The 13534-nt window shown below is 66.0% G+C and carries 11 protein-coding genes; 9 read left to right on the forward strand and 2 right to left on the reverse strand.

The genetic code is table 11. From position 1 onward, the window contains the following. The 4 genes from B2747_RS11015 to B2747_RS11030 form a co-directional block, all read left to right on the forward strand. Window positions 1-465: hypothetical protein (locus B2747_RS11015; protein WP_291160472.1), on the forward strand; the 465-nt coding region annotated here is incomplete at its 5' end. A gap of 122 nt (window positions 466-587) precedes the next feature. Then, on the forward strand, window positions 588-1883 hold the full coding sequence (locus tag B2747_RS11020) for a lipase family protein (RefSeq protein WP_291160474.1): 1296 nt from the start codon (window positions 588-590) through the stop codon (window positions 1881-1883). Window positions 1884-2039: 156 nt separating this feature from the next. Further along, window positions 2040-2951 carry a DUF4412 domain-containing protein gene (locus B2747_RS11025; protein ID WP_291160794.1) on the forward strand — a complete coding sequence of 304 codons (912 nt, stop codon included), beginning with the start codon at window positions 2040-2042 and terminating at the stop codon, window positions 2949-2951. A 153-nt stretch (window positions 2952-3104) separates the two neighbouring features. Then, the gene (locus B2747_RS11030; protein ID WP_291160476.1) at window positions 3105-5102 is read left to right on the forward strand and encodes a HAMP domain-containing methyl-accepting chemotaxis protein; all 1998 of its coding nucleotides are present in this window, start codon (window positions 3105-3107) and stop codon (window positions 5100-5102) included. A 219-nt stretch (window positions 5103-5321) separates the two neighbouring features. Here the strand turns inward: B2747_RS11030 and B2747_RS11035 are convergent, their stop codons facing one another. Continuing rightward, window positions 5322-7466, reverse strand: coding sequence for an alpha-ketoacid dehydrogenase subunit alpha/beta (locus B2747_RS11035; RefSeq protein ID WP_291160478.1), 2145 nt, complete (start codon window positions 7464-7466; stop codon window positions 5322-5324). A gap of 194 nt (window positions 7467-7660) precedes the next feature. Here B2747_RS11035 and B2747_RS11040 point away from each other — a divergent pair, with 194 nt between their 5' ends. The 5 genes from B2747_RS11040 to B2747_RS11060 all read left to right on the forward strand — a co-directional run bounded on the left by B2747_RS11040 (window position 7661) and on the right by B2747_RS11060 (window position 12680). Then, complete coding sequence (locus B2747_RS11040) at window positions 7661-8131, forward strand: HIT family protein (protein WP_291160481.1); 471 nt, start codon at window positions 7661-7663, stop codon at window positions 8129-8131. A 299-nt stretch (window positions 8132-8430) separates the two neighbouring features. Beyond that, window positions 8431-8769: an HNH endonuclease gene (locus B2747_RS11045; RefSeq protein WP_291160485.1), complete on the forward strand. Its 339-nt coding sequence runs from the start codon at window positions 8431-8433 to the stop codon at window positions 8767-8769. Window positions 8770-8922: 153 nt separating this feature from the next. Then, entirely contained in the window at window positions 8923-10917 is a 1995-nt protein-coding gene (locus tag B2747_RS11050) for a DUF3857 domain-containing transglutaminase family protein (protein WP_291160490.1), read from the forward strand. A gap of 57 nt (window positions 10918-10974) precedes the next feature. Beyond that, window positions 10975-11880, forward strand: coding sequence for a KPN_02809 family neutral zinc metallopeptidase (gene ypfJ / locus B2747_RS11055; protein WP_291160496.1), 906 nt, complete (start codon window positions 10975-10977; stop codon window positions 11878-11880). Next, window positions 11877-12680: a creatininase family protein gene (locus B2747_RS11060; RefSeq protein ID WP_291160499.1), complete on the forward strand. Its 804-nt coding sequence runs from the start codon at window positions 11877-11879 to the stop codon at window positions 12678-12680. The genes ypfJ and B2747_RS11060 overlap by 4 nt, the downstream gene beginning before the upstream one ends. On the opposite strand, the gene B2747_RS20250 is transcribed toward B2747_RS11060, so the two are convergent. After that, on the reverse strand, window positions 12674-13504 hold the full coding sequence (locus tag B2747_RS20250; RefSeq protein ID WP_414652194.1) for an NAD+ synthase: 831 nt from the start codon (window positions 13502-13504) through the stop codon (window positions 12674-12676). The two genes, B2747_RS11060 and B2747_RS20250, sit on opposite strands and share 7 nt — an antisense overlap. Window positions 13505-13534: the final 30 nt, after the last annotated feature.

Genomic DNA, 13534 nt, shown 5'->3' on the forward strand with positions numbered 1-13534 from the left:
GGCTTTCTCAGCACCCTGCTAAAGGCGGATTCGCTGACCGCGACGACATGGAGCGAGGGCACCCTCTATCGGGGCCGGGGCATACGTGTGGACTTGAGACGAGACCAGGTAAACGGCGGTTCCGGTTGGCAGCTGACGACGTCAGCATTCCGCAGCGCGAACTTCGATCCCCTCCGCGTGCGCCTCAGCGACTTTGAAAGTCTGTTGGACGTGCGGCCTTTTCAGTCGGATGGCCAACGCGGACACGCGCTGGTGCCCATCGGGGTCTCGAACGGGACACGTCCGGTGGTGCTGCCGGGTCTGAACGCGCTCACGTCCACCCAGCAGTTCGAGGCCCTGGCTCTTTCGGAGCTCGACCCCGCCGCTCCCCGGGTGCAGTTGGCGCTGTGGAAACGGGAGGGGCAGTTCCGACTTACCGCCAGTCTGCCGGACAGTGTTCCTGCCGCCCCGCGGCCACGGCCCTGAGCCACGCCAAAACTGATCGGACGATGTGAGGGCCGGGGGTGACACCGCACGCCGGGGCCACCCGTAGATACATTGCCTCGTCGCCCAGGTCCCGGGCCTCAGTTCTCCCCGAGAGGAATGTCATGCTGCGTGTCGCCCCCCGATCCCTCCTGACCGGTCGCCGTCCGGCCGTCCTTGCCTCACTCGCGCTGGCGTTGGCGGTTGCCGCCTGCGGTAGCGACAGCACCACCGCGCCCAACCCGGGGCCTTCGCGGCCCACCCTGGAAAAGCCGCCGGTGGTGGCGCCCAACGCCACCGGGCGCGGCGAGCTGGTGAGCGCCACGCCGTTCCCGGCGGTCATTACACGAATCGAAGCGGGCGCGGTCATTGCCGGTGCCGGCGGCGCGGGGGTGTTCACGCCGCGCTTCGACGTCCAGGGCTTCACGGTGCGTTATCGCACGCCGGGCCTCAACGGACAACTCACTGAGGCCACGGGCGCAGTCTATCTGCCTGTTGGCGCCACGGCGGCGCTGCCTACGGTGGCCTACATGCATGGCACGGTCACCGCGCGCAACAATGTGCCCAGCAATCCGTTTGCGGCCGAAGGCCGTGTGTTCGGCACGGTGTTCGGTACCGATGGGCATATCGTCGTCATGCCCGACTACCTCGGACTCGGCGGCAGCACCGGTGTGCAGCTCTATCTGCATCAGCAGACGCATGCGTCGGCGGCCATCGACCTGATGCGCGCGGCGCGCACACTGGCCACGCAGCGCAGCGTGAGTGTCGATCGCAATCGTCTGTTTGTGACCGGCTATTCGCAGGGGGGCGCGGTGGCGCTCGGCGTGCTGCGCGAACTCGAACGCAATTACACCACGGAGTTCCCGGTGCGTGGCGCGGCCGGCATGTCGGGGCCCTATGACCTGTCGGGTACCGTGCGCACGGCGCTGCTGCTCAACCCGCCGTATCCGCCGGCCGTAGGCTACACGGCGCTCATCACCGGCTCGATGGCCACCGTGTACAACCTCGGCGCCCTGTCGCAGTTCGTGCGTCCTGAAGCCGTCACCGTGACCAACGCCATTCTGAATGGTTCGGCAACGGACGCTCAGCTCGCCACGCTTCCGCGTACGCCGCAGGACCTCCTGGTGACCAGCTTTGTGACGAAGTTGGCCGTGGATACCAACGATCTTTTCTGGCAGGCGCTGGTGGACAATGATGTGTATGACTGGAAACCGAACACGCCGGTGCGTCTCTACTACGGCGGGGCCGACATCGACGTGCCGCCGCAGAACGCGATCACGGCACAGGGCATCATGCAGGCGCGTGGCACCGAGTCGGTGGCGGCGGTGAATGTGGGCAGCACGCTCACACACGGGACCGCTGTGATTCCCGCAACCCTCGCGACCAAGCGTTTCCTCGACAGTCTCTTCGTGCGGCCGTAAGTTTCCAGTATTCGCACCACCTTCGCACACCACCACGAGGACTTCGCAATGACCAACACGTTGCACCGACGCCGGGCGACGCGAACGATGATGGCGCTGGGCGCTGTGACTCTCAGCGCTGCCGTACTGAGCGTATCCGCCCGCAGCGTGTCCGCCATGATCGTGCCGCCGCCCAAGGCCGCCACACCGCGCGCCTCCGGCATCACGTTCAACTACCGTGTCACGTCCACGTCGGACGACAAGCGGCGACGCGAAGCGTCGAACATGTACGCCACCGTGCGCATGCAGGATGGCAACATCCGCATGGACTATGTGGAAGGCATGACGCCGCTCGGCAAGAAGGACGGCTACGTCATCATTCAGGGCGACGCGCAGAAGTTCATCGTGGTCAATCCGAAGGACAAGCAGGCCATGATCATGACGGCTGATGGCTTCGGCAGCGGGCTTGGGGCGCTGATGAACAATCCCATGCTCAAGATGACCATCAGCAACACGTCGTTCCGCTTCAAGGACATGGGTGCGGGCGAGCCCATACTGGGTTACAAGACGCGCAAGGTGCGGACCTGGTACAGCAGCACCATGGAACTCAAGGCCATGATGATGCCCGACCAGAAGATCGTGAGCAACGATTCCAGCGATCAGTGGATCGCGCAGATCGACATCGGCCAGGGTTCGTTTGAGCAGTGGGCCAAGTCCTTCGGCTCCGGCGTGCGCAGCACCAACCCGGAACTCGCCGAGCAACTCAAGGCCTACAACACCGAGTATGGCCGCAAGGGCATGCCGCTCAAGACCGTCACCTGGTCGTCGCAGACCGACAAGAAGGGCAAGGTGACCACCGACGTCATGACCATGGAGGTCACCGATCTCAAGGCGGGTGACATCGACGCGGCGATGTTCGAGATCCCCAAGGGCTATGAAGTGGTCGACCTGACCAAGATGATGGCTGACGCCAAGGCTTCGATGGACAGTGCGAACGCCGAGGCGGCCAAGAACGGCAAGGGTGAGGAGAAGCCGAGCGCCAAGGACGCGCTCAAGAAGGGCCTCGGGGGCCTGATCAAGAAGAAGTAGGTGCTGTCGGGCTGTCCTCGGACCGGACAGTCCGGGATTCCCTGATAAAGTATTCGTTTTCAGGGGCCGACATACGGAGATGGGTACCGCAGCGCTGCGGGGCGAAGACGCCTCCGGCACGATGCGGTACCCGTTCTCGTTCCGGACTCCCCTTTGCGCTGGTTTCTCGATCGCCCAATCGCCACCAAGTTGCTGATGGCCTTCCTCGCCCTTGCTGCCGCCGCGGCGGCCGTCGGGGTTGAAAGTGTCGTGACCATGCGGCGCATGACCGCTGCCGACAAGGTGCTGTACGAGCGTATGACGGTGCCGCTCTCGCAGATCGGGCATGTGGCCAAGCAGTTCCAGCGCATCCGCGTGAACGTCCGGGATGCGCTTTTCAATTCCGAATCACCCGCGAAACTCGAAGAGCGACGGCAGGTGATTGCCGATCTCACGGTGGACCTCGACACCACCATCAAGCTGTTCACGACCACCGTGGTGAGCGCCGAGATGCGGGAACTGGTGGATTCGCTCAATGCGGCCCGCCAGCGTTTTGTGCCGCTTCGTGACCAGACCGTCGCGCTGGCCGCGGCCGGTGACTCGGCCGGCGCCAGAGCGCTGATGAACGGCGACATGTTGCGTGAAGCCAAGGCTGTGGAAGGTGCCATCGAGGACATTCAGAAGGCCAAGGTGACGGACGCCGGCACACTGGCCGCCGCCAACGAAGCGGCCGCTGCGCGCGCCCTGTGGGTGACGCTGCTGGTGGTAGTGGCTGCCGTCGCCCTGGCGCTGGTCGCGGGTGTGTTCCTTTCCCGCCTCATCGGGCGACCGCTGCAGGATATGGCCGCATCTGCACGACGTCTGGCCCTGGGTGATCTCACGCCAATCACACCGCTCGCGCAGGCCGACGAAACGGGCGCCCTGTCGCAGGCCTTTGCCAGCATGGTGGACGCGCAGCGCAGTCTGGCCGAGTCGGCTTCCCGCCTTGCGGCGGGTGACCTGTCAGTGCGGACCACGCCACGTTCGGACGCGGACGTGCTCGGGCAGTCCTTTGTGCACTTGCATGCCGCCCTGGAAGGACTGATTGCCGACAGCACGCGGCTCGCCAACGCGGCCACAGCCGGTCAACTGTCCACGCGCGGCGATGCGGACCGATTCAAGGGCGCATTCGCCGAACTGGTGCGGGGGTTCAACGCCACGCTCGATGCCGTCATCCTGCCGGTGCAAGAGGCCTCGGCGGTGCTCACGCGTCTTGCGGATCGTGACCTCACGGTCCGCGTGCAGGGCGAATATCAGGGCGATCATGCGCAGATCAAGAACTCGCTCAATGCGGCCATCGACGCGTTGTCCGACGCTCTGACGAATGTGTCGGCGTCCACCAACCAGATTGCGAGCGCGGCGGACCAGATTGCCACGACGAGTCAGTCATTGGCGCAGGGCTCGAGCGAGCAGGCCGCGTCGCTGGAAGAAACAACGGCCAGCCTCGCTGAGCTGGGTGGTGCGGCGGTGCGCAACGCGCAGTCGGCACGGCAGGTGCAGGCCCTGGCCAGCGAAGCGCGCGACGTCACGCAGGACGGCGTGGCTTCGATGAACGAGTTGGAGCAAGCCGTACAGGCCATCGGCACGGCGGCCAATCAGACGGCGCAGATCGTGAAGACCATTGACCTGATCTCCTTCCAGACGAATCTGCTGGCACTCAACGCGGCGGTGGAAGCGGCGCGTGCGGGTGATGCGGGCAAGGGCTTCGCGGTGGTGGCCGAGGAAGTGCGGGCGCTCGCCATTCGCTCCGCCGATGCGGCGCGGCAAACGTCTGCGCTCATCGAACAGTCCGTGGAGCGCGCGGCGCGCGGCGGTGTGATTTCCCGCCAGGTGGCCGAGCGGCTCGGCCAGATCGATCGTCAGGTGCAGAAGGTGCACGAGGCGGTCGGTGATATCACGCAGGCCTCGGATGGTCAGCGCGAGGGTGTGGATCAGGTCAACACCGCCATGAGCCAGATGAACGCCGTCACGCAGGGAGTAGCGGCGAGCGCCGAAGAAAGCTCGAGTGCCAGTGAAGAGCTGGCGGGTCAGGCGCAGATGCTGGCCGAGCTGGTGGGGCAGTTCCGGTTGGAGGCTGGTAGCGCGAAGAAGATTGGCCGCAACGTCGATCGCGTGTTGCAGCGGGTGGCGTAACCGCAGCAGCACCGTCTCGACTGGAAACTGACACTTGAACGCAAAGCTCAGAGCTGACCGACAGTCCGGTGAGCTCTGAGCTTTGAGTTCAAGTTTTGGGTTCGGGGTTACGACTACCCAAAGCTCGAAACCCGAACCCAACACTCGAAACTGATCAGTTCCGGGTTTTGAGTTCGGGTTTTGAGTTGTTGGTACTTCAGTACGCGGCTACGACGGAGTTCAGTACGCTGCCAAATCCACGTAGGCCTGACGGAACGTCTCCACCTGCGGCAGCGTGGCGTCCTCGAGCGAGGGCGCGTAGCCCACGAAGGTGTCGGCGCTGGCGACTCGGCGCACGGGCGCATCGAGCCAGGCGAAGCACTCGTCGGCAATGCGCGCGGCGATTTCGGCACCGTAGCCCCACGAGAGCGAGTCTTCGGTGGCCACGATGACGCGGCCCGTCTTGCGAACGGAGGCGTAGACGGCTTCCTCGTCCCAGGGCGAGAGCGTGCGGAGGTCGATGACTTCCACGCTCGGGCCGCCCTCTTCGGCGATCTGCTTGGCCGCCACGAGCGCGCGCTGCACCGTTGCGCCGTAGGTGACGAGCGTGATGTCGCTGCCTTCGCGCAACACGGCCGCCTTGCCGAACGGAATCATGAAGTTGGGGCCCGGGTACTGGCCCTTGTTGTACGTCTGTCGATACAGGTGCTTGTGCTCGAGGAAGATGACCGGGTCATCGCCGCGAATGGCCGTGCGCAACAGGCCGTTGGCGTCGAGCGCGTTGCTCGGGCACACCACGCGCAGGCCGGGGTTGTGCGTGAACAGCGACGCGCCCGTCTGCGAGTGGTAGATGGCGCCGCGGATGTAGCCGCCGTAGGTGGTGCGCACCACCACCGGCGCGCTGAAGGCGTTGTTGGAGCGCCAGCGCATGGTGGCCAGCTCGTCACGCAGCTGCATGAAGGCGGGCCAGATGTAGTCGAAGAACTGGATTTCGACGACGGGCTTGAAGCCGCGCAGCGCGAGACCGATGGCGCGGCCCACGATGTTGGCTTCGGCGAGCGGTGAGTTGTACACGCGCGCGCTGCCGAACTTCGTCTGCAGACCGTGCGTGACCTTGAACACGCCGCCCTTGCCCTTGACCTTGCCGAGGTACTGCTCGCGCGAGACGTCGGCCACGTCTTCACCGAAGACGAGGATGCGTTCGTCGCGCGCCATCTCGTCGCGCATGCAGGCGTTGAGCAGGTCCACCATGGTGGTGGGCTCGCCGCTGAACTGCGGGTCGTCTTCCGTGTCGAAGCGCTCCGAGGTGGTGTCCACGTCGGGCGAGTACACGCCGAAGGGCACGGTCTCGGGCGCGGGCTGCGGCTGCGCGAGCGCGTCGTCGGTGGCGGCGAGAATTTCGGCGTCCACCGCTTCGCGCATGGCCTCGAGTTCCGCCTCGGTGGCGAGGCCCTGCTCCACGAGATAGCGCGGGAAGGTCACCAGCGGATCACGCGCCGCGTCGGCATCACGCTCTTCCTGCGGACGGTAGAACACCTCGTCGTCGGACAGCGAATGCGAGTAGGGGCGGATGACCTTGGCGTGCACGAGGGCCGGGCCCTTGCGCTCGCGCGCGTGCTGCACGGCGCGCTGCATGACGTCGTACGAGGCCAGCAGATCGCAGCCGTCCACTTCCTGGATGTAGAGGCCAGGGAAGGACGAGACGAGCTTGGAGATGGAGCCACCCGCCGTGTTGACTTCAACGGGCACCGAAATGGCGTAGCCGTTGTCCTCGACGAGATAGACCACCGGCAGCTTGAGATTGGTGGCCGTATTGAGCGACTCCCAGAACTCACCTTCCGAGGTGGTGCCGTCACCGGTGGTCACGAGGGTGACGTCATCGCCGGGGAAGCTGTCGTCGCCGATCTCGATCTGGCTGGCGCGCAGCGTGGACTCGGCGCTGCCCACAGCCTGCAGGAACTGCGTGCCGGTGGGGGAGGACACGGAGACGATGTTGAGCGCCTTGTGGCCCCAGTGGCTCGGCATCTGGCGGCCACCCGAGTTGGGGTCGATGGCGGCGCCGACGGCGCTGTAGAGCATTTCGGCCGGCGTCATGCCGAGCTGCAGGCAGAGCGCGCGATCGCGGTAGTAGAGGAAGAACCAGTCGTAGGCGGGGCGCAGGGCCATGGCCGCTGCGGTGCCGATGGCCTCGTGGCCGGCGCCGGAGATCTGGAAGAAAATGCGGTTCTGCCGCTTGAGCTGGATCTCCTTGTCGTCGAGCCGGCGCGAGGTGTACATGACGCGGTAGGCGTCGAGGAGCTGCTCGCGGCTGAGAGGGGAAGTCGTCAGCGCGGGCTCGGCGGCGTCACCCTTGCGGGCTCGGCTCGGACGGGTCGAAGTGGCCATCGGCTTGCTCGATGAAAACGGAAGATTATGCGACGAACTCTGGAAATTTAGCGGACTTGGAGCCCAAATGGGGGCGCCGGCGACCGATTTCCGCGCGGGGACGATTGGGATACGCTCACTGGTTGCCGGCCGCTGCCGTTTTCGGCAGGTTGACAGGGTCCGCACAATGTCCCACCTGCCGCCCCACCTTACCCATGCACGCGCCCACCGCTCCCCGCGTCCCTTCGTCCGGTCACTGCATTTTCTGTGACCTGATCCGGGGCGCCGCCGAAGTCTCCATATGTTACGAGGATGCAACGGCCATCGCGTTCATGGACATTCAACCGGTGAACCCCGGTCACGTACTGGTGGTCCCGCGCGAGCACTACGAAGTCTTGCAGGACATTCCGGGGTCGGTGGGGCTGCATCTATACCAGGTGGCCACCAAGCTCATCCCGGTGGTGCAGGCATCGGCCGGGGCCAGCGACATGAATATCGTCGTCAACTCGGGCACTGCGGCCGGCCAGAACGTGATGCACTACCACATCCACCTGATCCCGCGTCGTGATGGCGATGGCTTCGACGTGCCGCTGCCGTTCCCGGGCTCCGTGATGCCCAATCGCCAGCAGCTCGACGCCATGGCCGCGCGCATCGGCAGCCAGTTGCGCGACCCCCTGCGCAACTGAATACCGACTGCTCGGCAACTGTTGGACATCTGATTGGCAACAAGGACCGTGAAAGGCGCACCCCACTCTTGACGAGAGCAGGTTCGTGACCCTATAGTCGCGAAGCAGTCGCTGGCGTGTCCACTTGGTTTCCCAGGAGGATGATGCGCTCCATTCGCGGTAGCTCACGGTCCGGCGGGGCATTGCCCCGCTCGTCCGGCGTCCGGCTCCTTCCGAGCCGTCGTCGTCGCCCCTCTGCCCAATCCCGCCCCGCCTCCGGCGCTCGCGCCGCAGCCGGGGCGTCGTCGTTTCGGGGACAGGTGGCCCGAAAACAGGCGCTGCGCAAAGGCGCCCTGCGAGATTGTGGTCAGCGCTGTGTGTACTGCGCGACGCGACTCGATCAGCGCACGGCCACACTCGATCACGTGATTCCCGTGGCGCGCGGTGGCGCGCACGATATCGGCAACCTCGTGTCGGCCTGTGCGCCCTGCAATCGACTCAAGGGTGATCTGCTGCCCTTTGAGTTCTTTGCGCGTCACCCCTGGGCTGGTGCCAACTTCGTACGCTACGCGCGCAACGTGACCCGCGCGCTCAAGCGTGGGGCCAGACGCGCGGTGAGTCTGGCCTTCGCGGAACCGGACGATCGGATGGCGGCCTGAGCATGCGTGGCGCGCTGCGTCCCTTCGTGTCGGGTTCGACACTGCTCATTCTGCTCTTGCTCACGGCATTGCTGCTGCGCCTGTAGGCGGGTCGCAGTGCGCGGGTCGCAGTGCGATGAACAGCAGATTGCCGGTGGCGGGTTATGATTCCTCATGACCCGCTGCCTGCGTTTGTTGGTGGGCCGAGGCGCCGCAGTGCGGCTCGGTTTGATTCTGCTGCTGAGCGTGCCGGCACTCCCGGCGCAGAGCCGACCATCGGCCCCGTCGGACAGCATCGTACGTCTGGCCGTCGATGGCTCGCGGGTGCGCGGGGTGCCGTTTGTGGCGCTGCTCGACGAGCGGCGCTACCGCGTGGAAGCCGACGGGCGATCGGAGACGACCCTGCGTCAGGTGGTGCAGGTGCTTGACGCCAATGCCGTGCGCGGCGCGGCCGAACGCGCCATCGGCTATCACGGCGGCATGCAGCAACTCACGCTGCATTGGGTGCGCGTGCTGCGCCCGAACGGCGAGGTACTCAGCGACTCGGTGGCCCAGTCGCAGGATGCCGAGGTGCCGGTATCCATGAACGCGCCCATCTACACCGGACAGCGTGTGCGGCGGCTGTCACTGGCTGGCGTCGCAGCCGGAGTCATCATCGACATGTCGTACACGGTCACGCAACGCACGCCACCACGGCCTGGCGATGTGTTTGCGCGCTGGACGCAAAGTGGGCCGGCACCGGTTCGGCAATCCATTTTCGAAGTGGACGCGCCATCGGCCATGCCGCTGCGTGTGATTGAGCGCAACCTGACCACACGGCGCACGGAGCGTGACTCCGCCGGCCGCCGCGTCTTACGCTGGACGCTGAGCGACCCGCCGCCGCTACGTGCCGAACCCTTTGCCGCCGATTCCAACGACGTGGTGCCCAGCGTGGTGGTGGGACCCGCCGGCGATTGGACACCGGTTTCGCGCTGGTATGATGCCCTGGCTCGCACACGCTACACGCTCACACCGGCCGTCCTTACACGCGCCGACTCGGTGCTGCGTGCCGCCGCCGTGCGCACTCGGCAGGACAGTGTGCGCGCGTGGCACCGTTGGGTGGCGCAGGATGTCCGATACGTCTCCATTTCGCTGGGGCTCGGGGGCTATCAGCCACGAACGCCCGACGAGGTACTGCAGTCCGGTGTCGGCGACTGCAAGGACAAAACCACGTTGTTCGTGGCGCTGCTGCGTCATGCGGGTATCAAGGCCGAGCCGGTATTGTTGTCGACGGCGGGCCGTCCGCTGGCCGATGTGCCCAGCGTGCTGCAGTTCAATCACGCCATTGCTGCCGTCCCGCAGGATGGTGGCTGGCAACTCACGGATCTCACCGCGGAGCTGGTGCCGTACGGTGAATTGCCGGTGAGCTATCAGGGCGCCTTCGCGCTGCAGGTGGCGGGTGATGGATCAGCCCGACCCATCACCATCCCGGTCGCACCGGCAGGTGCACACGGCACGAGCACGCGCATGCAGGTGGTGGTGGACAGTTCGGGCCACGCCGAGGGCACGAGTGAGGAAACGGCGCGCGGCAACATGGCGCTGGCCATGCGCGCCGTGATGGCCGCCGCACCGGACTCGGCGCGCCGCGATGGACTCATGCGCGGCATGGCGCAACGCATTGGCAGCGGCGTGCTGGACAACGTGCAGATCACCGCCCTCGAGGGGTTCGACGGACGCGATTTGTCGGCTACCCCGCGATTGCGCTATCGCGTGCAATACGATCGCGCCGTGCGCAGCGTGGGCAGCGCGCGCGTGCTCCAGGTCCCGCCGCCGCTGCGTGGGCCGGCGCGGCAGTTCGCGGCCGCCGTGCGCAGTCTGGAGTCGTCACCCGCACGGCGCCTCCCCATTGATGCCGCGCGTCTCTTGCCCCCCAACGAAAGCCTGATCGAGTGGCAGGTCACACTCCCCGAGGGCTGGGTGGCCGAGTTGCCGGCACCGGTGCGCGCCGTGAGTTTCTTTGGCAGCTACGAGTCGGCGTGGAGTCAGTCAGGCCGCATCCTGACGCTGCGTCGGCGCATCGTCGGCACATCCGGCACCTTCCCCCCGGAGCGGATGCCGGAAGTGTTGGTGTGGTTGCGAGCGGTTGGTGCCGATGACGTCGAGTTCGTGACCATGCGCTCGGCACGTTGAACGTTACGCTGAGCGTTACGCTGAGTTACCCGACTTTCCCCCATTCCCGAGTCACCCATGCGTTGGATACCCGGCGGACGTAGCCGCAACCTCGAAGATCGTCGTGGCGCGAGTGGTGGTGCGGGCGGTGGCGGAATGGGCGGCGGTCCACGCGGCGGCATGCGTCTTGGACTGGGCGGCATGGTGTTGTTGCTGGTGCTCAGTCTCATCTTCAAGCGCGATCTCATTACGCCGGTCATGGGCGGGCTGGATGGCGCGGTGGGCGGCAATGCGCCGTCGGCCATGTCGCCCGGCGGCGCGGCAAGTCCCGCGCCCGTCAACGACCCCGCCGAAGAAGACCTCGTGCAGTTCGTATCGATGGTGCTGGACAGCGCACAGTCCACCTGGCAGCGACACATTCCGCGCTATCGTGAGGCGCGGCTGGTGCTGTTCCGGAACGCCACACCCTCGGCCTGTGGCCTTGGGGAATCGGCGACCGGACCGTTCTACTGCCCGGGTGATGACCGCGTGTACATCGACCTCGCGTTCTTCGATCAGTTGCACGCGCAGTTCGGCGCGCCGGGTGACTTTGCGCAGGCCTATGTGCTGGCGCACGAAGTGGGGCACCACGTGCAGAACGTGCTGGGCACCGAACAGCAGGTGCGTCGCCTGCAAGGCGAGAACCCCGGTGCGCGCAATCGTCTGTCGGTCGCCATGGAGCTGCAGGCCGACTGCTACGCGGGCGTGTGGGCCTTCGACGCAGCACGCGCCAACATGCTGGAAGCGGGTGACATCGACGAGGGACTCAATGCCGCCGCGGCCGTGGGTGATGATCGCTTGCAGCAGATGGGTGGTGGCCGTGTGCGTCCCGAATCGTTCACCCATGGGTCCTCTGCGGAACGCCGGCAATGGTTTCGCCGCGGCTTCGAGTCGGGCGATCCGCGGCAGTGCGACACCTTTGCCGCGTTGGGGCAGGGTCGGTGAGCGAGCGACCGGCATACGCACCACGCCCCGGTGTGGTGCAGGAGCAGGCCTGGCCCGCCATGCGTGAGGGGCCATGGCCCGTCGCACTGCTGCCGTTTGGTGCCACTGAGCCACACAACACCCATCTGCCCTACGGGACCGACACCATCCTTGGCTCGCATGTGGCGGCGCAGGTCTCCGCGGCCTGTCTGTCGCGGGGGGTAAACGTGGCCACACTGCCGGCGCTGCCGTTCGGCGTCAACACCACGCAACTCGATCTGCCGTTCACCATCAATTGCATGCCGAGCACGCAGCTCGCGCTGTTGCGCGATGTGGTGCAGAGTCTTGCGCCTCACGGTGTTCGCGCACTGGTGCTGCTCAATGCCCATGGTGGCAATGAGCTGCGCGCCCTCGTGCGCGAACTGCAGCCTTCAACGCCCGTGGTGCTGAGTATCGTGAATTGGTGGCAGGCCGGTGACCATGCGCACTTTGCCGAGGCCGGGGATCACGCCGGAGAGCTGGAAACGGCCGCCATGCTGCACGTGGCACCACAGCTCGTGCAACCGGATCGCGCGAGCTGGGGCGACGGCCATGCGCGGCCAAGCGTGTTCGATGGCGTGCGCGCGGGATGGGCCTGGATGCCGCGTCGCTGGACGCAGGTTACGGATGACACCGGTGTGGGTAATCCGGCCCAGGCCACGGCCGAACGTGGCGCAGCATTTGTGGCACAGGCGGTGGAGCGCATTGCTGCCTATTGCGTGCAGCTCGCCAGCGTCGATCCCGCCGCCATGTGGCGGGATCGACCGCATGACGATCAGTAATCCACGGGACGCAGGTACGATTCGCCAATGCCGGACTGGCTGACCAGTGCGGTCGCGGGCGGACGGCGCTTCCAGTGCGTGCCGTTGAGTCGGCGGGATACCAGCTGCAGTTCGTCTTCGCCGAACCCACGCGCCAGCAGGGCCTCGTGCGAATACCCGTGCAACAGGCCGTTCAGAATCTCGTCGGCGCGCGCGTAGGAAATGCCGAGATCGTTCTCATCGGTCTGGCCGACAATCAGGTCTGCCGTGGGCGGCTTGCTGACGATGACGTCCGGCACTTCGAGATGCCGCGCGAGCTGCCACACCTGCGTCTTGTACAGATCGCCGATGGGGTTGATGGGCGGCGAATCGTCGGCGTGCCAGGTGAAATAACCGAAGAGCCGTTCGGTCTTGTTGCCCGTGCCAAGGGGCAGGGCCCGATAACGCGCGGAGAGATCGAAGAGCGCAATCATGCGCGTGCGGGCCATGACGTTGCCACGGCGTCCGCCATCCGCATCCGGCTCATTGGCGAGATAGCCATCAACGGCCGCCGAAATGTCGATGGTGCGCGACTCGATACCCAACGCGTCGATCACCAGTTGCGCGTGTTCAAGCGACTCGGTGCTGGACGTGCGATACGGCAGACGTACCCCGATGACGTTCTCGGCACCGAGCGCACGCACCGCCAGCGCGGCCGTGACGGCGGAGTCGACGCCACCGGAAATGCCCACCACGGCCTTGCCGAAGCCACGTCGGGTCATCTCGTCGCGCAGAAAGCCCGTGAGCCACTCTTCGGTGAGTGCGGCATCGAGCGTGAGTGGCGGCGGGCCACCATGGTCGCGCATGCCGTGACGGATGACCGGCAATTGCTCGGG

It is taken from the genome of Gemmatimonas sp. UBA7669, from assembly GCF_002483225.1.
Taxonomy (GTDB): Bacteria; Gemmatimonadota; Gemmatimonadetes; order Gemmatimonadales; family Gemmatimonadaceae; genus Gemmatimonas.